Source organism: Enhygromyxa salina, assembly GCF_002994635.1.
Taxonomy (GTDB): domain Bacteria; phylum Myxococcota_A; class Polyangia; order Nannocystales; family Nannocystaceae; genus Plesiocystis; species Plesiocystis salina_B.
In genome coordinates, this window is sequence record NZ_PVNL01000120.1 from 117,128 (window position 1) to 140,986 (window position 23,859).

Sequence of the window (23,859 nt, forward strand, 5' to 3'; positions counted from 1 at the left end):
CATGGGCCGAGGTAGTTCTCGGAGGCCCCCGAGTCGGCGGGAAGTCCGCGAAGGTAGCCGTCGGCTGCCCCTTGGGCTCCGCAAACATGGACCGACGTAGCTCTCGGAGGTCCCGTGGTCGGCGGAAAGTCCGCGGACGTCGACGCTGTCCGTGCCAGAGGCGGCGCGATAACCGCGGGAGTAGCCCGCGGCAGTGGGGACCCCATCCGAGATCGACGTCGGAAGGCCCCGCGGCAGAAGGCACCCCATCCGGGATCAACCTCGGAAGACTCCACGGCAGTGGGGACCCCATCCGAGATCGACCTCGGAAGACCCCGCGGCAGGGGCCACCCCGTCCGAGATCGACCTCGGAAGACCCCGCGGCAGCGGGGACCCCATCCGAGATCAACGTCGGAAGACCCCACGGCAGCGGGGACCCCATCCGAGATCAACGTCGGAAGACCCCGCGGCAGTGGGCACCCCATCCGAGATCAACCTAGCCAGACGCCCCGTTCGCTGCGGTCAGCTGCGAGCGAGGCCAAGCAAGACCGCCGGCTCACTCGCCTTCGGCCGGAGGCTCGGGATCCACCAGATCCCCCACGACCGGCGGCTCAGCACCCTCGAGGTCGCCACCTGCGTCCAGCTCCGCCTCGGCGTCGGTCTTGGTCCGCGTGGTGTCGGTGGCCAGCATCGGCTGCAGGGCTGCGAGCACGGTCTCGCTCCACTCCTGGTCACGCTTGGGCAGCGTGGAGAGCAGCAGGCTCGCGTAGTTCTCTGCGGCCCAGCGGATCTTGGACCGCAGCGGGCGAAGGTCGACGGACACCGCGTTGTCGCGAGCCGTGCGCGCGGCGACCATGGCCTCATAGCGACCCTGGCATACCTGGGCGAGGGAGGCAGGCGCGGCGCCGACGAGCTCGACGAACTCTGCCTGGAGGCCACGAGTCTCGATGTAGCGCAGGCGGGCGGCCATCTGGGAGGCCTGCTGTGGGTAGGAGACGCGCAAGAAGTCGACGCCGTCGCCAAACAGCCGCGCGAGCAGCTCTTCCGCGACGCGGGTCAGCTTGCGATGCGCTTCGACCTCCGCGGTGGCGAGCTCCTCGTCGCTGAGCAGATCCAGGCCCTCGTGGCGGTACACGTGCCAAAACTCGAGCCGGGCACGCAGCGCGACCCAGATTCGATCCACGAGCACATCGAAGGAGCGCTCGAGCCCAGCGTCGGCCTTGCCGTCGAGCCGATCAGTCAGCGCATTCTCGGCTTCGTCGACCCAGTCCCCAAGCAGCTGCGCCGCTTCGTTGACGTGCTCGGGGACGCCCACGGGCATTGCGTCGACCAGGCTCTTGCCGACGGAGATGCTGCCGCTCAACGTGAGCACCGACAATGTGCGATAGCCGGACAGATCGATTGATGAAGGATCTACTGCCATGGAGGGCACACCATACGGACTCATGGTGAAGATGCCGCGACTTTTCTCATGTGGTGCCAACTAATTGTTTCAGCTCGGGCGAGGCTCCTCGCCCGCGTGCAGGCGCCAATCGTAGAGTGGTTCATCGTGCGCAGCGAACTCATCGATGAGCACATCCACATTCGAGGTGCGATCGCCTGGTTCAAACGCGAGCGCAGGCATGTCACCCTCGCGCCCCTGCCGCAGGCTGCTCTCTGGCCGGTCGGTGCCTCGTGCCGAAGGTCTTGCCGTCGCGCTCGAGCAAGCTCCGCTCGGCGAGCTCGGCGAGCCGCTTGTGTGCGGTCCAGGGGCGCAGCTTCAGATGCGGGCGACGAAGCCAGAGCTCAACCGATGCCGGGGTAGGGCTTCAGGTCGGCGAGCATGCGCGCGATGTAAGTCCTATTCCTGCGTGCAACAACACTGGACCGCCTGGTTCACCTGCCAGTCAATTGCGTCGTCACACTCGTGTTCGAACGCGAGGCCGATCCGATCTGGGTCCTCGCACCACTCCAGGACTGAGTAGAGTCGGTAGGTAGATCCAGCACAGCCGTTGGCTACGCATGAACTCCCTTGTGCCTCGCAGGCCTCGGCGCAGGTCGAAATATTGCTTTGGGTCGCACATTCTCCGTAGGTAGGGGTGCAGAGGCCTTGCTTGCACTCGCCAACCCCCGGGAATTTCGGTCCGGCGGGTTGGCACATGCCATCGCAGTCGGGGTCCGCGGGTGGGGGGCCACACGCCACCAGTAGGCTCAACACAAATAAGGTTTCACCTCGCATCAGTATCCTCCTTCAAAGCCAACGGGATATGACCCAGCCGGTTGGGCTCGAGTTCGTGCGGGAGACGTGTTCATGCCTCACTCCTGCTCGCAGCAGCACTTGACTGCCTCGTTGACCTGCCAGTCGATCGGCTCGTCACATTCTCGCTCGATCTCCGGGCCGATCAGATCGGGATCTTCACACCATTCGAAGACCGTATAGATCTGATAGGTATACCCGCCGCAGCCGTTGGCCACGCACGAGCTCCCTTGCGCCTCGCAGGCCTCCGCACAGGTAGCGATGTCACCCTTCTCTGAGCAGTCCGCGTAGGTGGGGGTACAGACGCCCTCCTTACATTCCCCAACGCCGGGATAGTTGGGCCCGGCAGGTTGGCACATGCCGTCGCAATCGGAGTCTGCGCGAGGGCCGCACGCGGCCAGGAAGGCCAACATGAACAGGGTTTGCTTCCGCATCAGTGTGCTCCTCCGACGCCTACGGGATAGGACCCAGGCTGGTGTGATGAGCGGTGACTCGCAGGTAAAACCGGCCTACTCCTGCTCGCAGCAGCACTTGACCGCGCCGTTGAATTGCCACTCGATTGCCTCGTCGCATTGGTGCTCAAATTTATGACCGGTCTGCCCAGAGTCCTCACAAAGCCCGATGTCGTAGTAGAGCTGATACGTGTACCCTCCACACCCGTTGGCGACACAGCTGGTCCCTTGCGCCTCGCACGCCTCGGCGCAGGTCGAGATGTCGGTCTGAATGGAGCAGTCCGCAAAGGTAGGGGAACAGATGCCCTCTTTGCATTCGCCAACCCCCGGGAACTCCGGTCCGGCGGGTTGACACATGCCTTCGCAGTCGGAGTCCGCGGGAGGGGGGGCACACGCGACCAGTAGGCTCAACACGAACAAGAACTTACCTCGCATCAGTATCCTCCTCCGAAGCCGACGGGATACCCAGCCGGTGTGGTGACCGGCGGCTCGCAGGCAAAATCGGCTTCGTTTGGTAGGCAGCGCCACAGTGGGCTCTCCTGGCTCGGGTCGTCGGGTTTGTACCACAAAATATCAGAGCAGCCGTCGTCATCGAAGTCGGCCACGTAGGGGCTGTAGTCCCTGCGTGTCGACAGAACACGGGACGTGTAGGTCCGGCCCTCGGTGAAGTGCCAGATCTTGGACGTCACCCCGACCACCTCACCATAGGGAGCAAACCAGAGAATGTCGTCAACACCGTTGCCATCAAAATCCCCTACAAATGGGCGATAGTCGTGAGTGACTTGTGTGCGGGCCGCAGCGAAGAAAAGGTCGATACTGCTACTCTCCGACCACCACATGAGATCCGTGCCATTCCCGGCCGAGTACCAGAATATGTCGGTCATGGCGTCGCCGTTAAAGTCGCCAAGCACCGGTGTATACTCCATGCCATCGTCGAGGCCCAATGTGCCGGCATCGAACGGGCTCGCTACCTCGAATTCCGGGAGGCTCGTCCACCGCCACGACGACATCTCATTATTCTGAGGGTCATACCAAATGATGTCGTTCCGCCCGCCCGCAAACCCGCGGAACCGCCCCGCGAGCGGGTACGCATACCCGCCAAAGTTCATCGGGTACGTGACCACGTCGCCGTCCTCGAGCACGAGCAACGCGTCCTGCTCGGCCCCGGGCCGGTACAGCAGGATCTGATCTGCGTTCCCTGGCCCAAAGCTGCCGACGACCGGCACCGAGAACCAATCCAGATCCAGGTTCACCGCGTCGAGCCCCGCGCCGTCGTTGAGCAGCAACGAGTCCGCCAGCGCTGGTCCCGGCCCATGAAACAGCACGTCGAGATCGAACGCGCTGCCGCTCAGCAGCGCCGGGGTCGGCCGCACCCGACCCTCGCTGTCGAAGCCATCTGTACACGGGGGCGCGCTCCCATTCGCGCACAGTTCCTCCACCGCGAACTGGATCGGCTGCCCCGGCGCGCCGGTCGACGACCAGCGCTGCATCCGGGCGCTGCGGCTGGTCTGCCACAGGATCCCCGTCTGCCCGAGCCCATCGTACGCAAAATCGTCGACCTGGCTCACCAGGCCCATCATCGATGCGCGCCGCCGACCCCACGTGTATTGATAGTACGCGCCCAGGCGATCCCAAGCCGAGAGCCACGGCACGTTGGTGTTGACGCCCGGACAGAAGTCGCTCGCCATCACAGAGCTCCCGTCGTGTGGGGTCAGGCCCCGCCAGGGAATATGGCCAAGGGCCTTGCAGCCGTCGTTGTCGGGGTCTTGTTCCTCGATCCAGCGCAGGTGCTCGTGGGTGAACCCCAGCACGTGCCCCAGCTCGTGCAGCGCGTTGATGCGCGCCTCATTCTCGTTTTGGAAGAAGCGCTGCAGTCCGAACACGATCTCGGCGTCCTCCTCGTTATTGGCTGGGTCTTCAAACTCGTACTGAGGGAGCGCCTCGATGAAGGCCCGGCCCCCGCAAGCCCCCGTACACTCTGGTCCGGTGCGCACACGGAAGTGTATGCCATTATCGCCCGGCTGACACTGGCCCGACGCCTGTGCCTCCGGGCTGTCGTACTGTGCCAGGTGAACGAAGTTGACGTCGCCGGCCCGCTCCCAGGCCCGCGTGGCCCACTCCATCGTCTCGATCAGCAGCGCGACGTGTTCTTCGTGTAGCTCTTCGTTGGCGGACAGTGACGGCAGAATCCAGCCGACACACCACGTGAGCGTGAGCTTGCGGCCCGAGCTCCACGCGGCGTCGAAGCCCCCTTCTGCGTAGGCGGCCGCGGTTGGGACGGGCGGGTTGGCGCCTTTGCTCGCCTGCTCGTGCAGTCTGTCGTAGAGCGCGTGCAGGTCGGCGTCTGTCATGGCCTGGTCGCCTTCGACAAACCAGTAGTTGCCGAAACGCTCGGCGTACCTCCCCGCGAACTGCTCGAAGCTCATCTGGCCGAACGCCGGGTCGATCGGCGTTGGCACGACCGGGTCGGGCTGCCTGGCTGGGCCTGTGAACTCGATCCGGCTTTGATGGTTGGCCAGCGAGCCGCCGAACGCCTCGGGTCCGTTCAGCTCCTGTGGGATGGGCGGGCCGTCAATCGCGTACCAGTTCTCGTCACAGTCGTCGCCGCCCGGCAGTGGCGGGCCCGAGTCCCCACCCCCGGTGCCGCCAGACTCCCCCAACGGCGGAATGACCTCGTCGGGGGCACAGGCCATTAGCGCTAGCGTGGCCAATAGAACGCTCAATCCAGAGTGTGGTGGGGATCTCATGTGTGCCTCGTCTAGCGAACGTGACTACGAGCCTGCGCAGATCTGCACAGTGACAGCTCAACTCAGTATGTTCTGCACCCGTGTGAGGAGCATCGTATGACGCCCGGCGTCGTGAACTCGAGGTGTTTTTCGGATTCAGCCCGCAATTAGTGCGCGAGTTGGTCTCGGCCGTGGGAGCGGACGGGCAGCGAGGCCCAGGTCGGCGAGCACGCGCGCGATGTCGTTGAGCTGGCCGCGACACGGCCAAGCGCCTGGCCGCGAGCGACACCGCTATCCCAAGCCACCTGCCACCGCCGCTCATCGGGCAAGCCGTGGCGACGGGCGAGGTCGCCGGGCGCCGCACTTTTCCGGCGCCCACCCAGTCATTCCGGTGGCGCCCCCCGCGTTCGTTGCAGGGCTAGGCTGCTGCAAGGCTGCGTCTGTCGAACCATATGCCCAGCGGGCCTCGCTACTGGACCGCGAGACCGCGACGGAGGCCGCAGGGGCTTCGTCGGTGCGACGCTTCTGCTGCCCGCCATCCGCGGGCGGAAAGAAGCATCATGTTCACCAAAATACAGGTACTCACGTTCTTCGCGACGCTCACTCCTACCAGTGGGGCGGCGCCCGATCTCTGCGACGTCGTCTACACCGATACGGGGCGGCCGATCCTCTGTGAACCTCACCGCGATGGTGCACCGATCTACGACGACACGGTGTGCTGTGAGGGGCGCAGCTGCGTCGGCGCTCGGGATGGTCGGTGCTCTGCGGGCGAGCCCTTCTACTGCGAACTCGGGGAGCAGTGGGCCACCGGCGCGGTGACTTGCTACTTCGAGGTTCCCGACTTCTGCGAGGCGTTCCCGTGCAAGCCGGGGTTCCAGTCCCAGCCAGTCGCAAGCTTCATGTGTTGCAATCAAGGGATCTGTTGGAACTCGTACATCGGATCCAACGACTGCGAAGTCCAGGATATCTTTTGGTGCGACAGCGGAGTGACGAACGCGGACGGGACTGTCACCTGCTTCGACGAATGAGGAACCCGCTGACGGGGCAAAATCAACTTTGCCCCGTCAGCTCCACTTCATTCAATATCCTCCAGCTTGGCATCGAAGCGGGCGACATCGTCTGCCAGCCCGACCTCAGCTGCCCTCGTTCGGCCCGCGCGAAGCAACCAAACGGCGTGGTTCGGGAGGTCCGCCTCCGTAAAGATGTCCGCCATCCAAGCCGCATCATCTAGGTATCGCTTCCAGTTCTCCGCCGCTGCATCGGACTGCAAGATCGCCCGGACGACGGGATCAACTTGGTTAGGGGTTCCTGCATCGACCAGCGCCCTGAACTTCTGCATCAAGATCCCGCGCGTCCGCCAGCTCCCGTGCCCAAACTCCTCCTGATGCACCCGCAGCGCCAGATCGAGGTACTCCAACGCCTCACCAGCCCGGTTCACCGCCAGCAACCCGCGCGCGTAGCTCTCGTGCGCCGCGCTCAGCAGCTCCCGCGTTCCGCCATGCTCCTGCAGCTCCGCTTCGCGCAGCTCCACCGCGTGGAGCAACAGCCCGACGCCACGCGCACGCACTCGCTCGGGCCCGGCCACCAACGCCAGCCCGTGCACCTGCAGCAGCTCCGCCATGCGATCCGGCCGATACTCGGCGAACACCGCCCGGGCCCCGAGCGCATGCGCATCTACACCCGCGATCTCACCGCGCGCCCCCGCGACCGCGGCCAGCTTCATCTGCACCTCCGCCCCAAACACCCCCAACCCGAGCGCCCACGCTTGTCGGTACGCCCGCTCGAGGTCCTCGACCGCGCCGTCGAGCTCGCCTTCGAGTCGGCGGATCTCCCCCCGCCAAAAGGTCGCCCGCGCGATGCCGTATTCGGATCGCAGCTCGAGCGAGAGATCCATGTAGTCCTGCTGACGAGCGCGCGCGACCTCGAGATCCCCCATCCCGACCAGCGCTTGGACCTCGACGTCGATGTTGCGCAGCTCGAGCAGCCCGCCGTAACCCCACTCGGCATCCTCTGGGTGATCGATGCAATGATCCGGAGCGGGCAGCGCTGCGATCACCGTCGCGTAGCTCAACCCCTCGCGCAGGTGCGGCGTTCGAAACGCCTGCACCGTCGCCTGAAACCGGTCGCGCACGCTCGCGCTGCATGGTGTGGCCTTCGGGCTCGCGCCGCTGCGCTTGGCCGCGTTGCACTCTGCGGCGCGAACGTTCAGCCACCGACCGGCCCAGCGCTCGAGCCCGTCGCCGGCCTGACGGCTGCCGAACGCACCACGGAGCTCGGCTTGGATCTCGTCGTCCCAGATCTGCTCGAGCTCGCCGCGGATGTCGTCGCACGCGTCCGCGTGAGCTGGCCGCGACACGGCCAAGAGCCCGAACACCAGCGACGCCGCCATCCCCAGGCCAGCTGCCGCCGCCGCCCATCGCCAGCGTCGCTGCGCCGGCTGCTGCACATTCTCCAGCGCGTCTAGCAACGCCGGCATGTCCGGCCAGCGCTGCTCGGCGTTGGGCGCCAGCCCCCGCTCGAGGATCTTGACGAGCGCGCGCGGCAGCCGGTCCGCGCGGGCCGACTTCGTCACCCGCCCAGCCCCGCGCGCAGCCCCGCTGGCAAATGGCGAGTGGCCGTAGAACATCTCGTAGACGATCATGCAGTAGGCGTAGAGGTCGTCGCGGACGTCCTGAAACCCGCGAGCGATCACCTTGGGCGGCATGTAGTCCCTGGTGCCGACGCGATCAGCCATGGAGGTGGCGTCGCTGAGCAGGCACGAGAGGCCGAGATCGATGATGAAGGGCCACCGCTTGCCGTCAAACACAATGTTGTTGGGCTTGAGGTCACGATGCAGGATCCCGGCGTCATGGATCGCCGCGAGCCCTCGACCGATCTGGACAGCGATCGCCAGCACATCCTGCCATGGCTCCGTGAACCGCCGGTTCTCCAGCGTGCCGCCCTCGAGGTAGGGCATCACCAGCGCGACGACGCCGTCTTGGAACAAGCCAACGTCGATCAGCGGGATCACGTTGGGGTGCACGACCAGCGCGAGCAACCGGGCCTCGCGCAGCGCCGTGTACCTCAGTATCGGCGCCTCAGCGGCTTTGAGCTGCTCCCGCACGGGCTCGGTGAGCCCGGCCTCGTCGAGCAGCTCGGGGTCGACCGTGTCGACCGCCGACACGTCAAACGTGATCTTGCATGCGACGCGACGGTTGAGCTGCCGGTCCCACGCCTGCATGATGCTCGCGTGGGTCCCCGAGCCAACGTCTTCGAGCATGAGAAACCGCTGAGGCGGGAAAGTCAGCAGCTCATCCAGCGGTTCGGTGGAGAGGTCGTCACTCATGCGCGGGCGATGGTATCAGACCTGCAAAACTGTCGACTCGAATGATGTCGGCCATGCCGAGCTCTCCGTGTGCAGCCGCGGATCGAGATCGGCCTGGTCCCCGCCCACGCTAACGGACGCGGATCGAGACCGCGTTCGTGGTGGCCGAGCAAGCACCCTCGTGAGGTCATCTCAGGTGAGGGTGCTGACGACGAGCCGCCGACTGACATCGCCGAGGAGACGCTTGACCTGCCGTGTGGTGGCGCGGTTCTTCAAGCCGACGGGCTTGTTCGTGAGCCGTGATCGCCCCACGGTCACCACTCGAGCGCTTCGTCATCACACCGAGTGAGCTGGCCCGCGGCAAACAACGCGGCACGGCGTTGGTCCGAGGTGAGCCCCGCGGGCCGCTCCTGCACCTCGTTTTGTGTGCACTGGGCCTGCCGACACAAACCCTCGATTAGCGCCGGGAACGAGATGTCGAGCCCGTCGCATAGATCGTACAGCACGCGCATTCCCGGGCTGAAGTTGCCCTGCTCGATTCGCTTTATTGCATGGAGCGGCGACCGAGTTCGCCACATGAGTTGCTTGCTAGTATAACCCCGAGCGATGCGCAGACTCCGAAGGTAGGGACCGAGCACGGAGACTGGACGAATCAACTTGCTACCCACATGGCATTGTCGCAATTGCCCGCCGCGCTGTCAATGCATTATTGGACGGCCGTGGCCGGCTTGGCGTTCGCTTCACAACATCAGCTATCCGCGACGATGCCCTGCGCGAGGCGCATGAAAAGCTGGAGCGCTCGGGGCCCCACGGCCGCGACTCGTGCCGTGAGACTCGAGCGCTCGAGGCCATACCCGAGGGGGACCGATCCGCTGTTGTTGCTGACCGGTCGATCCCCCGGCACGACCTTCGTCGCGCCCTCGTCGCGATAGTCGGCCGTGCCGATCTCGACGAGCAAGTCGCGTTTTGTGAGGGGCGCATCGGTGGTCACGTCCGCGTCGAATCGCAGTCTGTACACGAGCGCCGCGGGGTCGAGCTCCTCCGCATCGTCATCACAGCTCAGGCACGTCACCTCGAGCTCGCGCACCGCCACGCCCTCTCCCAGTGACACGATCACTCCGGGGTTTGGCACGAAGATGCCCTCAATCGTCGCGGTGAGATCCTGGTGGGTGTCGCCGGCTCGCAGCGTTGGCAAGTCCGCGCGCACGAGGCCGGTTGGGCCGTCTTGCACCGCGAACGAAGCGTGAGCGACGAGCGTCGCGGCGTCGCTCAGGATCTGGGGCCCCGGCCCCGCGCCGAAGATCGCGTCGCCGGGGATCGTGTGGCTGACGCCAGCTACGATCTCGTAGTCGACCTTCACGGCGTAGGGCCCCTCGATCATCGGGGTATAGACCGCCGCGTACACCCCGTCATCAGCGAGCCCGTCTCCGTGATCGCCGTCATCGAACATGGGAATCCACCAGCTGTGCCCCGCCGCCGACAGCCGGGACGCGACCTGCATGCCGCCGACTGCGACGCCGGCCTTGATGACGTTGGTGGAGATTGTGACGTCGTCGCCAATCTCCCACACGGGTCGATCAACCCAGGCGAAAGGCGAATAGCCCGACTCGACGACCGAGGCCACCCAGCCGACGTCCAGCTTCGCCCGGGTAGTCGGGGACAGCTGGCTCGTGTCGAGTCGCATCGTCCACAGGCCCGGCTCCGGTGAGTCGACCTCCATTCGACGATAGAGCGCCTCGAGCTCGCTCGAATCTCCAATTGGATGACTATATAAAATGCTGGTGGGTGACTCGATCTCAAAACCCAGGCTGTTGAAGGCGTGATCGGTGCCTTCGCCGGTGACCACGAGCGGGCTACCTAGCCACGCCACGTCGAGCGCCCGAGCCCCCGCGGGCACCACGAAGGTTCGAGCTTCGGTGGTCGTGGTGGCCACGAGCGGGGCGCGCTCGTGCAGCGCGATGACGTCGCCGGCCACCACGGCCTTCGCTACGGCCTCGTAGACCTTGGCCGCGTGGGGCAGGGAACCGCCTGCGGCCTGCTCGTCGCCTGCGTAGTAGTGCCAGCCGCTGCAGCTCTCGGCTAGCCAGCTCGCCAGACCGATCCGAGGTGAGGCGCCCGTCGTGATGACGTTGACGCGCATGCCCGCCTCCGCGCAGATCTGCGCCGCGATCTCGGGCTTGTTCACGATCCAGGTCTCGACGCCGCGGCAGCCGGCTGGGCCGTTTGGATCGTGCTTGGGATCGACCCGGGTGAACTTGGCGTCGGTGAGCAGCACCACCTCGCGGTCGCCGGCCGGGGCCTTGGCGTGCGTGAACGCAGCTTTGGCGCCCTCGAGCACGGCGCACAGGTTCGTGTGGTGCTTGGCGTTGACATAGGTGTCGATCTCGGGGCGATAGACCGCGACATCGTCGGGAGCGAGATCAACCGGGGTGCCCAGGGCGAGGTCTTGGTTTGGCACCCATGCGCCATTGATCTCGGTCGCCGACTTCACTACCCACAGATCGTCACCCCACGCATAGAGGCCCGCGCTGGTCTGCTTGCCGACCGCGACCTGGTTGAAGTACTCGGCCCCGTCGACACCGTAGGTCCAGCCGGGGTTTCCGTTGGCGTCCTGACCCATGGAGCCCGAGGCGTCGATCATGACTATCGACCAGTCCGCGAGGTTCTCGGTGTCGGTGTAGTCGGGGACGTTCCAGGTGCAGAAATCGGGATTGTCCTCGTTGGGCGGGAGGCCGATGTCGTCGTCGTATTGGCCGTTGAACTGGAGGCTGCCCCACTCGAGCTTGGCTTGGTCCCAACAGTTGAAGTCTTCGGCGCTCGACCAGGGGGTTGGGTAGTGGTTGAGGACCGTGCCGAGCACGCCCCAGTGCTGGGAGAGGCTGGCGCCGGTCTTGGGGTCGAGGTGGATGTGGGTGTTGGCGTCGCACCAACGTCGCTTGGCGCCGTCGGCCATGATGCAGGTGGACTCGCCGACGCAGACGGGGCGCTCCCAGACGGCGTTCAACTTTGCGGTACAAATCCCATCGCCAAGAGCAGGTTCGGTGTCGCAATGCACATGCTCCAGACAGGCAGCCCCCCAGTTCGGCCAGAACTCTGGCCCGCCAAATGGATTGCTGTGCACTCCTGTGGGGTCATACAAGATGCAGACGGAGTGCGCCATGTTGTCCCCTCCCGCCGCCGCGCACTGATCGGCAGACACGACCCCAAGATTCGAGATCACATCTTGGGACGGGCTGCCCGTTCCGATGATCCAGCCATCGTACGTGCCGGCTTGTGTGATGTCAGCGCCTTTGTTTACGCAGGCCTTATGACGGATACACCTCGCGCCACTCGAGCAGCTCGAACTTGGAAACCCCGTGCATGTCTCGCTCGAGGTCGCGTAGCGTGAGTCCGCGCAAAGACCGAGGTCACTGGATGTGGCATACTCATCGGGGAGACCGTAGAAGTAGTGTCCCCACTCGTGGGCGAGGGTTTTGCCGATCGTTTCGGTCCCCGCTGGTTTAGGCAAGTGGAAGTTCATCCTGATCGCGTGGGGGCTCGCGTGCGACTTTCCCTGACCATGGCTCAAGAAGACGTCGCTCTCGCTGGCGCCATAGCCGAACGTGACAGAATCGAAGTAGTGCTGTCCGTTTGTGACTTGCCAGAGAATCCGAGACCCCTCACGGAAGAAATCGCAGTAATTGTCAGCGTCGTCGCTCGTCACCTCCAACGCGCCAAGATCCTCCGGCGGGAAGTTGGCACGCACAGCGATCGACCATGTCCCATCCCCGTGATCAATCAGCTTCTTTTTCCCTGCGAAAGCTATGCCGGGCAGTGAGCCCATGGCGATGGATGCAACGAATGCCACGAGGCGAGAGTTCGACCAACGCGAGGAGACACGAAGTTGGCGAGGCATGCTCGTGAAGTAGCACCGGAGAGCAAGCGTGGCTCCAGAATAGCCTCGCTCGAGTTCCGTTGTATTTGCGTCACAGCGAGACAGTACTCGGCCACGCCTGCAGGCCATGACATCGTGGGCAGTCGAGCACGACCGCAACCGCTTCGCGGTACAATCGACTATTCGGAGACCACGCAGCGAAACCCAATGCCACATCCCAGCTGACTTCCGGGAACGGGTCCACCGCTCTGGGCTCGCCAAGCCAGGTGCAAGTACCCACCAGAAGCGTCGTCGAGTTGTGAGGCTACATAGGATCCCCCCTTTCCTACCTTGAATGTTCCACTGTCGGGACCGGTGGGATCTGCACCAAGGTTGGGCTGCCCAGGCCCGAGCCAGTCGGCGACGACCTCGCCGACGTTTCCGACCATGTCCTGAACGCCATACGGACTGTCACCCTGGGGCGAGTGGCTCCCCGGACGCTCCGGCATCCCGGTATCGCACCCCCAGCCTTCGTGCGGGTCCTGGTCCCCAAACGTCTCGTTCGCCATACTCGCGTAGAAGCAGGTGGGCGCTTCATTCCCCCAAGCGTAGTCGCGGCCGTCGGTGCCGCGCCCGGCCTTCTCCCACTGTGCCTCGGTGGGCAGTTCGGCGCCCCGCGCGTTGCAGTACTCCAGCGCTTGTAGCCAGTCCACGCAGGCGACCGGATAGGCGTCGATGCCCTCGTTCCCCCAGCGACAGCCAAAGGTCCGAAGGTCGTTCGGATCCTCCGCCACAGGCGGCGAGCAGTTCCCCGCCTCCACGCACAGCCTGTACTCGCCAAAGGTCACCTCGTGTCGGTCGATGTGAAACTGCGACAGATACACAACTTGCTCGGGGATCTCACGCTCTTCGAGGAACCCCAATCCATTCGACCCCATGATGAAAGGCCCCGCCGGAATGCAGATCATCCCCTCATGCATGGACTCGCAGGGAGGCTCGTGACCGTCTCCATCTCCATCACCGTCACCGTCACCGAGGTCGCCGTCTCCAGGCTCGCCGTCGCCAAGGTCGCCGTCAGCGTCCCCCGGATCCCCATCGCCTTCACCCTGCACGCTAGTATCCTGCGACCCGTCTGGCCGGTTGGGACCACAGGATGTCAGCGCGAGCGCGGCGAGCCACGCACCCCCAGTGGCCGTTACTCCGGTGCTCGTGTGTCGCATGATGTCATTGTCCCCTGAGTGTCGCCGACGCTTTGAGGGATTGATGAGTCACGCTAGTAAAGTAGCACTCGACCACAAGGGCGGCTCCAGAATGGTCTGGCTCGAGTCCCGTTGTATTTGCGTCACAGTGTGGCAATGCTCGGCCACGTCTACACACTATTGCATAGTTTAGCACGACCAGTTGACGGCGATCGATGAGCGGGGCGCGGGGCCGCGGCGAGCGACCATCCCGGATGATCTGCGGGCGGTGCTGTGGCGCGGGCTCACAGTGGAGCGGAGCCAGCGCTACCCGGACATGCACGCGCTGGTGCGCGCGCTCGATGGAGTGATCCGTCCGCCGCCAACGAGCCGGCCGAACGTGCCGCCCGTGTCGCTGGAGGGGTCGTCGTCTGGCGCAGCGCGTCGGGGGACGGATGGCGAGGGGCGTTCTTCGTCGTCTCGATCTTGCTGATCGGGGCGGTGGGTTTCGGGGCGCTGAGTCGGAGGCACCAGGTTTGGAAGCGCGACGGGGGAGCCAAGGCACCACTACGTCCGCTCGCGCTGGCTCCGTTGCCGGCGTCGCCTTGTGCGTTGGAGGGGCCGTCGAGCTTCAACGTTGAGCAACCGCTGAAGACGCGGCGCTTCGTGCACACCTCTCTGGCCTCTCACACCACGCCGAAGCCCTGTCCAGCGACGAGACGATGTGCAAGCACATCGCCGCGCTGCGCACGGCCGAGAACCAACCCGAGGGTCAGTTCGAGAGCTGCGTCGTTCACTTCGAGCACGAGATCGTGAGCCTCGGTTGCGAGGTGTTCGCGCAGATGGCCCAGTGCGTCATGGATGCGAAGAGCGTCGCCGACATCGAGGTCTGCGAGGCGGCGGAGAAAGAAGCCGAGCTGCTGTTGCACGAGCAACACCACGCCGACGGGCTCAGCGAAGAGACCTGCGAGGCGGCGTTCGCAAAGTTCTCTTTGCTCGCGCTCGAGGAAGCCGCCGAGCACGCGGAGCTGGTCAAGGAGGTCCTCGAAGAGGTCAAAGCGGACGTGATGACCTCATGTGTGGATCAGGGCACGAACGCCGAGGTCGAATGCACGATGAAGGCCAAGGACATGGACGAACTCAACAGCTGCCAGGGCTTGTTCTAGGCTAGAGCCCCAATCAGCTTGAATTCAGGTCACTCCCAGCCCATGAGCTCCGGGAGCCGATGAACCGGGGGCGCGCCGTGGCTGAGCGCGGCGGCGTGGAACTCGAGCATGTCGAACGCCTCGCCCGCCGCTGCCGCCCGCTGCTCGGCCTGCTCGCGCAGGCGAAACCACGCCGTGGCCCCCACGAAGTAGGTGGACAGCTGCGTCGAGCTGACCTGCGCGCGCACCCACTTGCCCTCGGCCTCGCCTCGCTCTTGAAACGAGCGCTCGACCATCAACTCCAGCGCCTGCTCGCGGGTCATCGTGCCCGCGTGAATCTCGTGATCCAGGATCGCGTTGGTGACCGTCCGCAGATAGAACTTCAAACCGTGAAGGCGGATCGCCTTGGCGCGTAGATCATCGCTGCGCTGAACCGTCCACAGCGCCGCGCTGACGCCCTTGGGCTGCGACGCGCTGGTCGGCCGGGCGCCCGCGTAGCCGGCCTCGACCATGACCCGCTCGGTGTACACGGCCCAGCCCTCGACGAAGGCGCCGTTGTCGAACACGCGCCGGACCTTGGAGGGCTGGCGCTTGCCCCAATACAGCTGCACGAAGTGACCCGGGATGGCCTCGTGGATCGAGAGGATCTCGAGCATGAAGCTGTTGTACTCGCGCAAGAACGACTCGCGCAGATCGTCGCTCCACCCCGGCGGCAGCGGTTGAACCAGGTAGAAGCTGGGCAGCCCCGGGGTCTCGGCGTCGAGCGGGGCCGGGGCGGCGAGCCCTGCAATCGCTACGCCGCGGGCGTGCGGCGGGGTCCAGATCACCTGAAGGACCTCCTGCTCGTCGATCGGGACCAACTGCTGCTCGCGCACGAACGCGTCGAGCCGCTGCAGGTTGGCCTCGGCTGCGTCGCGCAGGCCGTCGGGGGTGGGGTGATCATCGGCGAGCGCCGCCAACACCTCGCGGACCAGCTCGTCGGGATCGCTCTCGCGGCCGCGCTTGTCGTGGCGGGCCAGCGCCTTGGCCCCGTACATCGCCGAGTACAGCTCGCGGGCCAGCGCCTGCATGTCGGCGCGGACCCGCTGGTGCTCGGCGCGGGCGAGGCTGAGCAGCTCTTTGGCGGACAGATCAGTCTGCAGGGTCAGCGCGAGCTTGGTCGCGAACGCCTCGGGGCCGATCCGCCAGCGACCCTCTGCCTGGGGCACGAGCGCCTCGACGTGGGCGCGCAGGCGCTCGACCGCTGCGATCGCGGGCAGCCCGGCGGCGCTGATGCGCTCGCGCAGCGCGGGCGCGGCGTCGGCCATTCGGTCCGGGACCTCGCCCTCGATCAGGGAGCGCAAGCCGGCGAGCTGGCCGACCGCGACCTCGGCCTGCGGGCGGCGGATCAGCGCTGGATCCGAGAGGTTGGCGATCGCCTGATCGACGAGAGCCGGGAGCGCCTCGAGCCGCGCGGCCACGCTCGCGGCGCGCTCGTCGAGCGGGGCGAACTCGCGGCTGACGAGATCGTCGAGCCCCGCCGAGATCAGGTAGCTGTAGGCCAGCGGATCGCTGCGCCAGACCTGCTCGACCTCGTCGGCGAACCGCCACAGCTCGAGCTTGTTGCGGATCGTGTCGAGCTCGATCCGCTGGTCGGGGCCCAGCGCGGTGCGGGGGATCGCGGCCGCGTCGTCGAGCATCTTGGTGACCGCCAGGGTCTGCTCGGTGCGGCCGTCGAGCGAGAGATCGGGCCAGCGGTGATCGTGGGTGTGCTCGCCGAGGCTGGTCGCGCTGACCGGCGAGGCGGCGAAGTACTCGGTCATGAACCGGACCGACAGGGTCTCGAGCATCTGCTGGGGGTCGAGCGCGCGGCCGATTGCGATGTCGGCGGTCGGCGGCGGATCGGCTGGTCGCGCGGGCTCGACGGAGGCGCAGCCCAATGGCCAGACCAGTGAACAGGCCAGCGCACATCCAACAGAGATAGCGAAGCGTCGGTCGATCGTCATGCGGTGATCATCTCCGGCGGCAGATGGCCGGTCTCGTTGTAGGCGATCAGCGCAGTGCCGTTTCCGGGAAACACCCGCAGCTCGGTGATCGACGCGTGGTAGATGGCGATCCGCATCCAGGTCTCGTAGGGCAGCCCCAGGCTCTCGGTCAGCAGGTAGCGGATCACGTTGCCGTGGGTGAACAGCAAGTAGGTGCAGGGCTTGTTGCCGCCCTTGAAGAACCGGCCGACGATACGACTGATCTGCGCCGTCACCTCGTGCCGATCCGCGGCGTTGGTGATCGGCAAGCCAGGGTGCGTCGAGCCGCCGTTGGGCGCGGCGGGGACCAGCGGGATGGTCTCGTGCAGGTATTTTTTGACGCGCACGCGGTCGACACCCATCTGGTGGGCGCTGATCTCGGCGGTCTGCATCGCGCGGGGCCAGGGGCTGGCGTAGATGCCCTCGAGCTTGCCCGGGAAGTGGTTGACGAGCCGCGCGAGCCGCTGACCGGTGCGCGCGGCCTGGCGACGACCCAGGGCGGACAGGCCCCAGACCTCGTCGCCCAGGTTGTCGACGCGATCGTAGTGACCGTGGCGGATCAGCAGCAGCCGCCGCGCGGGCAGCTCGTCCTCTGGCTCCCAGCGCAGAAGGTCGGGTCGCAGACTCGGTCCAGCCACTGTGGCGCTCATATCATGGCGCGCTCGGCTCAGAAACCGGGCGGGTGCCTGCACCGGTTGATCTACCGGTTGATCTACTGGTTGATCTGGGACCGGGCGATCGGCGATCGTCTAGCGATGGCCCTGGTCCAGCCACCGGCTCGCGCGTTGGCGTTGGTGATCGGCGCGCTGGCGCTGGGCTGCGAGTCGAGCGGCGCGCCGGGGGGCTTCGAGGATGATCTGGGCGCCGAGTCCGATCCGCTCCCGCCCGATCTACCCCACGCCGAATGCGATCCGCGCCGCTTCGATGACTGCGGCCCGGGGCAAAAGTGTAGCCACGTGGCTGACACCGCGTTCGGGCCGACCAACCGCTGCGTCGAGCTGCTCGGCGATGCGGCCGCGGGGGCCAGCTGCGAGCGGATCGGCGACAGTGACACGTGCGCCAACCACCTCATCTGTTGGGCGGCGGACACCGACGGACTCAACGGGGTGTGCACGCCGTTTTGCTCGCCCGGGTTGGTGTGCGGCGGAGCGGGGGAGGTCTGCTCGGTCGCCACGGGCGGGCTGCTGTCGCTGTGCCTGGCCAAGTGCGATCCGTTCTTTCAAGACTGCCCGGTGGGGTGGGGCTGCTACGCGGACGACTATGGGGTCTGGACCTGCGACAAGGACCAGTCAGGCGACGCCGGGGCCCGGGGGGACGCGTGCGAGTGCCTCAACTGCTGTGACCCCGGGCTGACCTGCGTGGCGGGGGCCCAGGTCGACGCGGAGGGCTGCGGCGTCGGTGGGGCGGTTGGGTGCTGCACCGAGATCTGTGATCTCGACGACGAATCGCCGCCCGAGCTGGTGTGCCCGACGGAGGCTGAGCGCTGCCGGGCGTTCTACGACTCCGACGCGGTGCTGATGGGCTACGAGCGGGTCGGTCTGTGCGAGCTGTGACGCACGGCGTCCCGCTCACGCACCCACGGAGTCATCCTGGCTCGGGCGCTCGGGCGCTCGGGCATCGGCAGATGGTACCGCGCTTGCCTTGCTGACCAAGGCCGGTCAAGGTCCGCCCGTGAGCGCCTCGGATAGCCCGTCATCGACATCGACATCGAAGGGACGCACGCCGGTCCGCTTGGCTGCCGCGGTGCTGCTTTTGGTTGCCGCGCTGGCCTATTGGCTGTGGCCGCGCGCAGACGCCGGGCAAGCCGAGCCGGGCAGCGTCGCCGCCGGGTCGAAGCAGCTCTCCGGCGCAGGCCACCACACGCCCGGCCAAGCCGACGCGGGCCCGCAGCTCCACACACCCGCGCGGATCATCGGGACCGTGACCACCCTCGACGGCAAACCGCTGGGCCCCAACGCGCAGGCCCAGGTGTGCCTGCGCCCAGATCGGGTCCGCTCCGGTGAGCTCGACAGCCCAACTTGTGTGGGCACCGACGACGGCGGTCACTATCGGCTCGAGGCCGTGATCCCTGGCGCGCTCGAGCTCTACGCTGGGGCTGCCGAGCACCAGCCGCGCAACACCAAGCTCACGCTGGTCGGCGGCAGCGAGCAAACCGTCGACTTCATGTTGCTGCCTGGCGGCGTGCTGATCCGCGGCGTGGTGCATGACCTCGCTGGCGGACACGTCGAAGGCGCGCTCGTGACGATCGCTGGCGACGGTGTGCAGGGTGATCCAAGCGATCGCGCGATCAGCTTCAGCGATGACCAGGGCCGGTTCAGCGCCTGGGTTCGGCGTGGTCGGATTCACGTCGGCGCCCGCGCCCAGGGCTACGCCACGCGCAAGCTCTACAGCTCCGCGCCGGGGCCGAGCGTGGATGTGTATCTGGTGCCCGAAGCCGTGCTCGTTGGCCGGGTCGTCGACGCGCAGACCCACGCGCCGCTCCCCAACGTCGAGGTCTACCCAGGTATCGGCGGCGGCGGCGAATTCATGAGCTACACGATCACCAGCCAGGGTTGGGCGCGCAGCGACGCCGACGGCTACTTCCGCATTGCCGGTCTCACGCCTGGGGCGTTTCGTCCGTACGTCGCCAACGCCAGCTGGCGGGGCCGAGCCGCGCAGACCGTCAAGCTCGGGCTCGGCGAGACCTCGGCGGTGATCGAGCTGCCGGTCACGGCTGCGGCGTCCGTTCGTGCGCAGGTCGTCCAGCGCGAGAGTGGCGAGCCAGCCTGCATCGGCGGCAGCGCCAGCATCTCGCCCGGGTCCTTTGAAATTTACTCCGAGACAGTTGACGCAAATGGCTGGGTCGAGTTTGGCGGCCTGCGCCCCGGCGATTACACGGTCAACCTCAGCTGCCAGGGCCGGTTCATGTCCAAGCTTGCCAGCTTCACGCTCGAGCCCGAGGGCGGCGACCTCGACGAGCTGCGCTGGGTCGTCCCCGATGGCGTCGAGATCCGCGGCGTGATCGTGGACGGCCGCGGCCAGGCGCTGCCAGGGTTGGTCGTGCTCGCGGAGCTGATCCCCACGGACGACGACGAGCGCGGGGCCACGGCTCGACGCTCGCGCTCCGAGCCCAGCGACGAGACCGGCGCGTTCACGCTGCTGGGGCTCGAGTCCGGCAGCTACGAGCTGACCCTAGGCGGGTCTTCAGGTCCGAGCTTGCCCGCGCCCGTCGAGGTCGTGCTCGGTGAACAGGACATCGATGGCCTGCGCATCGAAGCCCCCACCCCGACAGAGCTCGCCGGCCGCGTGATCGACGACGCCGGCGCAGCGGTGCCCGACATCACCGTCACCGTGTACTCGAGCAACGCATCGGTGGACACACGCAGCGACGATGACGGCCGATTCGTGTTCCCCAACCTCGGCGCCGGTCACCTGCGGGTCGTCGCCAACGACGGCCGCTGGCAGCTCGATCTCGCCGAGACCGAGGTCGATCTCGAGGCGAGCGTGCGCGCCGAGATCGAGCTCGTCGTGCCACGTGGCGACGGCGTGATTCGTGGGCGGGTCGTCGACGAAGGCGGGACGCCGCTCGACGACGCGTTCATCAGCATCGAGCGCCAGCTCGAGGTCCTCGACCACGCCCCCGAGCGCGGCAAGCTGAGCTATAGCGCCGCCAAAGGGCGCCCGGTGTTGAGTGAAGCCGACGGCAGCTTCGAGCTCACCGGGCTACCCAAGGGGCTGTTCACGGTCTGGGCCAAGCAAAAACAAGGCGGTGAGGCGGTCCGCGCCGACCTGCGACCGGGGGCCCAGATCGAGCTCGTCATCGACACCGTCGGCAGCCTGGCCGGGGTTGTCGTGGCGGACGCGAGCGCGGGGGAATTCACCTTCACGATCACCGCCAAGCTCGCCGACGGGACGCTCGAGGAGCGCGACCAGTGGACCAACAAAGACGGTCGCTGGCGGCTCGATCAGCTCCCGCCTGGACGCTATGAGGTGACCGTGGTGTCGGACGCGGGCGACGGCGCGCTCGCGGTCGAGCTCGCCGCAGGTCAAGCGCTCGAGGATCTGCGGATCGAGCTCCAGGGTCGCGTGACCGTGCGTGGCCGGCTCGTCGATCAAACCGACCAAAGCCCGATCGTCGACGCCAAGGTCCGCGTCGCGCCGCCTGACGCCGACTTCAGCGTACTCATCAAATTTCCGCGGGTCCGCAGCGACGCGGACGGGCGCTTCACGGTGGAGGTGCCCGCAGGTGAGATGGAGCTCGAGGTCGTGCCGGGTGGGAGCGCCGCGGGGCGGCAGCATCAGACGTTGCACGAGCGGATCCAGATCAGCACCGAGTCGAAGGTGCAGGATCTAGGGGACATCCCGCTCACACCAAACTGAGCTCAACGCAGGGGTGGCTCGCACGAGCGGGTGAAATGACGCCGGGTCGACGCAAGAACGTGACGCTCGAAGGGGGGCGGTTCTCTATACTCCGCGTCCGTCTTCAAAGGCGATTTCACCATGAAACTTCTCTCTCGTACCAACGCGGCGCTGTGTGCCGCAATCTCTCTCTCATCTCTCATTGGCTGCTCGGTTGGATCTGACGACGAGCTCGGGCCGGACTCGCAGTTGCGCGCGCTCGGCCAGCACGAGGGCACCGTCGCCGACGGGATCATCGTCAACGGTGGCGGCTACGATGGCTCGTGTCTGCTCTACGTCGTCCGCGCGGACTACAGCTACCTCGCCCTCGCGGTCGAGCGTCACTTCGACGACGGTCCGCCCTACTGCGGCGCCGTCGAGTCCTACCTCGATCGCCGCGACGTGATCGTGTCGTGGGATCCGGCCGACCTCAGCCCGATCGCCGATCAGAGCTTCGTGCAGACGGTCTCCGAGACCTACGATCGACCGCGCCATCGCCAGGTCGAGTACGTCTGGCTCGACGGGCCGCTGAGCGCTCAATTCTGGGGCACCGTCTATGGCGCGATCGACCAACGCTCGGTCGCCGGGCTCGGGGATACCTGCGCATATTACCTGGAGACCGATGAGGGCACCGCCTACGCCCTGCTCGAGCCCGAGGACATGTTTGGCGCGTGCCCAAAGCTCGACCAGGTTGCGGCGAACAGCACGATCCGGATCGCCCTGGATGATCTGACCGAGGTCGAGGATCCGGCGCTCGTCGACGCGCTGGCTGACACGTTCTTCTCTGGCGGCGCGGAGCACTACGTGTTCGTGAACGCCGTGCCGGCGCCGTTCTAGGCCCAGACTCGGCCTGAGTCGAGTGCTGCGCGCTCGACTCAGGCCTGGCAAGTAAATGACCCCCACATGGACCTTGGACTTCGCCGACTGCAGCCGCTGGCGCGTCTGGTCGCTTCTGGTCGCTTCGCTCCTCGGGGCTGTTTGTTCGCAGGCGCATGTGTGGCCCCCTGGGAGGGGGCTTTGAACACATTTCCTGTGTCCATGGGTCGCACGACGTGCGGAAAAATCTAGCTTCTGCTTACAAGGGACTTTCACTGCGGCGACCGATGCCGACACCAACACGAGCGGTGGCCCCAGACCTCGACCGTCACCAGCCGTGAGGCGGCTCGCCGTGGCTTGCCCTGACGTCAGTGAGCGGTTATCAGTCCCCGCTCCATGAGCGAGCGCGCCGCATCCATTGCCGGGATCGACTTCGGCACCTCGAACAGCGTGGTCGCGCTGGCTGGGCCGGATGGCCGGCCGCGATTCGCGGATTTTACCCTGCTCGAGCGGCTGACCCAGAGCTTTCGCAGCCTGTTGTTCTTCGATCTCGAGGACCAGGAATTTCGCGGGATCATCAACTATTCGGCGGGCCCCGAGGGCATCGAGGCTTACCTCGACGCATTTGGTGACGGCCGGCTCATTCAGTCGTTCAAGACCCACCTGAGCTCGCGGACGCTGGGTCGCACGATGGTCGGGCCGCACTCGCTCGATCTGGACGGGCTGATCACGCTGTTCTTGAGGCGCCTGCGCGAGCGTGCGCAGCAGAGCCTTGGGGCGCCGATCGAGCGCGCGGTGTTTGGTCGGCCCGTACAGTTCGCGGGCGCAAAGGACGAAGCGGGCAACGCTCACGCCGAGCAGCGGCTGCGCGCGGCGGCCAACAATGCCGGGATTCCGGAGGTCCACGTCGAGCTCGAGCCGATCGCGGCCGCGTATCACTACGAGTCCGGGCTCGAGCGTGACGAGCTGGCGATGATCGCCGACTTCGGCGCAGGCACCACCGACTTTTGTGTAATGCGTATTGGCCCGAGCCGCCGTGAGGACGCCGATCGCAGCGCGGACGTGCTCGCAACCGGCGGGGTTGGGGTCGCCGGGGACAACCTGGACGCGGCGCTGATTCAACACGTGGTCGCTCCCGAATTGGGCAAAGGCACGTATTACGAAGAGTTCAACAAGCGCCTGCTGATCCCGCCCTCCTATTATTACAAGCTGTCACATTGGCATCAGTTGTCGTTCCTGCGGACCGAGCGGACCCGCAGCGATCTGCTGCGCCTGTACCAGCGGGCCGAGCAACCCGAGGCGATCGCCGCGTTGGTGGCGATCATCGAGGACAACCAGGGCTTTCACCTGCACAAATCGGTCGAAGCGACAAAGATCGCGCTGTCGTCGGCGCAGGACGCCGAGTTTCGCTACCAATACGAGGACTTCGAGGTCGTCGCGCCGATCACCCGGGCCCAATTCGAGGGCTGGATCGCGCAGGATGTGGAGGCGATCACGGCGTGTCTCGATGAGACCCTGGCCAAGATCGGGCTGGCGCCGAGCGACGTCGATCGGGTGTTCATGACCGGGGGCACGGCGTTTGTCCCGAGCGTGCGGCGTGAATTCTCGACCCGGTTTGGGGCCGAGAAGCTGAGCAGCGGCGACGAGCTGTCATCGATCGCCGCGGGGCTGGCGGCCTGCGGGCGGCGGCTGGGCCGCTCGTCCTGAATCAAGCGCTGCGCGCTCAGTTGCGCTCACCCGGCTCGACGCGGCCCTGCACGCGACGAGCGCCAAGATCCCCGCGGGCTTGC

Annotated in this window: 16 protein-coding genes; 6 read left to right on the forward strand and 10 right to left on the reverse strand. The window is 66.3% G+C overall.

Annotated features, from left to right (window positions below; translation table 11 throughout):
* Window positions 1–535: 535 nt before the first annotated feature.
* The 4 genes from ENSA7_RS31740 to ENSA7_RS31750 all read right to left on the reverse strand — a co-directional run bounded on the left by ENSA7_RS31740 (window position 536) and on the right by ENSA7_RS31750 (window position 5,360).
* Window positions 536–1,402, reverse strand: coding sequence for a hypothetical protein (locus tag ENSA7_RS31740; RefSeq protein WP_146158364.1), 867 nt, complete (start codon window positions 1,400–1,402; stop codon window positions 536–538).
* Window positions 1,403–2,274: 872 nt separating this feature from the next.
* Window positions 2,275–2,649 (reverse strand): hypothetical protein, encoded by a 375-nt coding sequence (locus tag ENSA7_RS42705; protein ID WP_146158365.1) that lies wholly within the window; start codon window positions 2,647–2,649, stop codon window positions 2,275–2,277.
* 75 nt (window positions 2,650–2,724) lie between these two features.
* Window positions 2,725–3,102 carry a hypothetical protein gene (locus tag ENSA7_RS31745; RefSeq protein WP_106093147.1) on the reverse strand — a complete coding sequence of 126 codons (378 nt, stop codon included), beginning with the start codon at window positions 3,100–3,102 and terminating at the stop codon, window positions 2,725–2,727.
* The gene (locus tag ENSA7_RS31750; protein ID WP_106093148.1) at window positions 3,102–5,360 is read right to left on the reverse strand and encodes a hypothetical protein; all 2,259 of its coding nucleotides are present in this window, start codon (window positions 5,358–5,360) and stop codon (window positions 3,102–3,104) included. The genes ENSA7_RS31745 and ENSA7_RS31750 overlap by 1 nt, the downstream gene beginning before the upstream one ends.
* 593 nt (window positions 5,361–5,953) lie before the next feature.
* Here ENSA7_RS31750 and ENSA7_RS31755 point away from each other — a divergent pair.
* Entirely contained in the window at window positions 5,954–6,421 is a 468-nt protein-coding gene (locus tag ENSA7_RS31755; protein WP_106093149.1) for a hypothetical protein, read from the forward strand.
* A gap of 47 nt (window positions 6,422–6,468) precedes the next feature.
* Here the strand turns inward: ENSA7_RS31755 and ENSA7_RS31760 are convergent, their stop codons facing one another.
* The 4 genes from ENSA7_RS31760 to ENSA7_RS31775 form a co-directional block, all read right to left on the reverse strand.
* Window positions 6,469–8,718: a serine/threonine-protein kinase gene (locus tag ENSA7_RS31760; RefSeq protein ID WP_106093150.1), complete on the reverse strand. Its 2,250-nt coding sequence runs from the start codon at window positions 8,716–8,718 to the stop codon at window positions 6,469–6,471.
* Window positions 8,719–9,011: 293 nt separating this feature from the next.
* Window positions 9,012–9,203: a hypothetical protein gene (locus tag ENSA7_RS46395; protein ID WP_244923974.1), complete on the reverse strand. Its 192-nt coding sequence runs from the start codon at window positions 9,201–9,203 to the stop codon at window positions 9,012–9,014.
* A gap of 242 nt (window positions 9,204–9,445) precedes the next feature.
* Entirely contained in the window at window positions 9,446–11,701 is a 2,256-nt protein-coding gene (locus ENSA7_RS31770; RefSeq protein WP_106093152.1) for a choice-of-anchor X domain-containing protein, read from the reverse strand.
* A 1,049-nt stretch (window positions 11,702–12,750) separates the two neighbouring features.
* A complete protein-coding gene (locus ENSA7_RS31775; RefSeq protein WP_181234299.1) occupies window positions 12,751–13,662 on the reverse strand; it encodes a formylglycine-generating enzyme family protein in 912 nt (303 codons plus the stop codon).
* A 788-nt stretch (window positions 13,663–14,450) separates the two neighbouring features.
* Between ENSA7_RS31775 and ENSA7_RS31780 the strand changes: the two genes are divergently transcribed.
* The gene (locus tag ENSA7_RS31780; RefSeq protein WP_106093154.1) at window positions 14,451–14,894 is read left to right on the forward strand and encodes a hypothetical protein; all 444 of its coding nucleotides are present in this window, start codon (window positions 14,451–14,453) and stop codon (window positions 14,892–14,894) included.
* A gap of 29 nt (window positions 14,895–14,923) precedes the next feature.
* Here the strand turns inward: ENSA7_RS31780 and ENSA7_RS31785 are convergent, their stop codons facing one another.
* Window positions 14,924–16,858, reverse strand: coding sequence for a DUF885 domain-containing protein (locus tag ENSA7_RS31785; protein WP_106093155.1), 1,935 nt, complete (start codon window positions 16,856–16,858; stop codon window positions 14,924–14,926).
* Window positions 16,855–17,514 carry a histidine phosphatase family protein gene (locus ENSA7_RS31790; RefSeq protein ID WP_181234300.1) on the reverse strand — a complete coding sequence of 220 codons (660 nt, stop codon included), beginning with the start codon at window positions 17,512–17,514 and terminating at the stop codon, window positions 16,855–16,857. Before ENSA7_RS31790 ends, ENSA7_RS31785 begins: the two co-directional genes overlap by 4 nt.
* A 15-nt stretch (window positions 17,515–17,529) precedes the next feature.
* Between ENSA7_RS31790 and ENSA7_RS31795 the strand changes: the two genes are divergently transcribed.
* From ENSA7_RS31795 to ENSA7_RS31810, 4 genes are all read left to right on the forward strand, one after another.
* Window positions 17,530–18,429 (forward strand): hypothetical protein, encoded by a 900-nt coding sequence (locus ENSA7_RS31795; protein WP_146158367.1) that lies wholly within the window; start codon window positions 17,530–17,532, stop codon window positions 18,427–18,429.
* A gap of 190 nt (window positions 18,430–18,619) precedes the next feature.
* A complete protein-coding gene (locus tag ENSA7_RS31800; RefSeq protein WP_146158368.1) occupies window positions 18,620–21,235 on the forward strand; it encodes a carboxypeptidase-like regulatory domain-containing protein in 2,616 nt (871 codons plus the stop codon).
* A gap of 120 nt (window positions 21,236–21,355) precedes the next feature.
* A complete protein-coding gene (locus ENSA7_RS31805) occupies window positions 21,356–22,090 on the forward strand; it encodes a hypothetical protein (RefSeq protein ID WP_146158369.1) in 735 nt (244 codons plus the stop codon).
* Between the two features lie 375 nt (window positions 22,091–22,465).
* The gene (locus ENSA7_RS31810; RefSeq protein ID WP_106093160.1) at window positions 22,466–23,776 is read left to right on the forward strand and encodes an Hsp70 family protein; all 1,311 of its coding nucleotides are present in this window, start codon (window positions 22,466–22,468) and stop codon (window positions 23,774–23,776) included.
* The last annotated feature ends 83 nt before the right edge of the window (window positions 23,777–23,859 follow it).

What these genes read in the sequence shown, in the direction of transcription:
- ENSA7_RS42705 (WP_146158365.1), bottom strand. Translation starts at nt 2,649, where the DNA reads ATGCGGAAGCAAACCCTGTTCATGTTGGCCTTCCTGGCCGCGTGCGGC.
- ENSA7_RS31760 (WP_106093150.1), bottom strand. Translation starts at nt 8,718, where the DNA reads ATGAGTGACGACCTCTCCACCGAACCGCTGGATGAGCTGCTGACTTTC.
- ENSA7_RS31810 (WP_106093160.1), top strand. Translation starts at nt 22,466, where the DNA reads ATGAGCGAGCGCGCCGCATCCATTGCCGGGATCGACTTCGGCACCTCG.
- ENSA7_RS31750 (WP_106093148.1), bottom strand. Translation starts at nt 5,360, where the DNA reads ATGGCCTGTGCCCCCGACGAGGTCATTCCGCCGTTGGGGGAGTCTGGC.
- ENSA7_RS31780 (WP_106093154.1), top strand. Translation starts at nt 14,451, where the DNA reads ATGTGCAAGCACATCGCCGCGCTGCGCACGGCCGAGAACCAACCCGAG.
- ENSA7_RS31755 (WP_106093149.1), top strand. Translation starts at nt 5,954, where the DNA reads ATGTTCACCAAAATACAGGTACTCACGTTCTTCGCGACGCTCACTCCT.
- ENSA7_RS31745 (WP_106093147.1), bottom strand. Translation starts at nt 3,102, where the DNA reads ATGCGAGGTAAGTTCTTGTTCGTGTTGAGCCTACTGGTCGCGTGTGCC.
- ENSA7_RS31740 (WP_146158364.1), bottom strand. Translation starts at nt 1,402, where the DNA reads ATGGCAGTAGATCCTTCATCAATCGATCTGTCCGGCTATCGCACATTG.
- ENSA7_RS31805 (WP_146158369.1), top strand. Translation starts at nt 21,356, where the DNA reads ATGAAACTTCTCTCTCGTACCAACGCGGCGCTGTGTGCCGCAATCTCT.
- ENSA7_RS31785 (WP_106093155.1), bottom strand. Translation starts at nt 16,858, where the DNA reads ATGACGATCGACCGACGCTTCGCTATCTCTGTTGGATGTGCGCTGGCC.
- ENSA7_RS31795 (WP_146158367.1), top strand. Translation starts at nt 17,530, where the DNA reads ATGGCGCGCTCGGCTCAGAAACCGGGCGGGTGCCTGCACCGGTTGATC.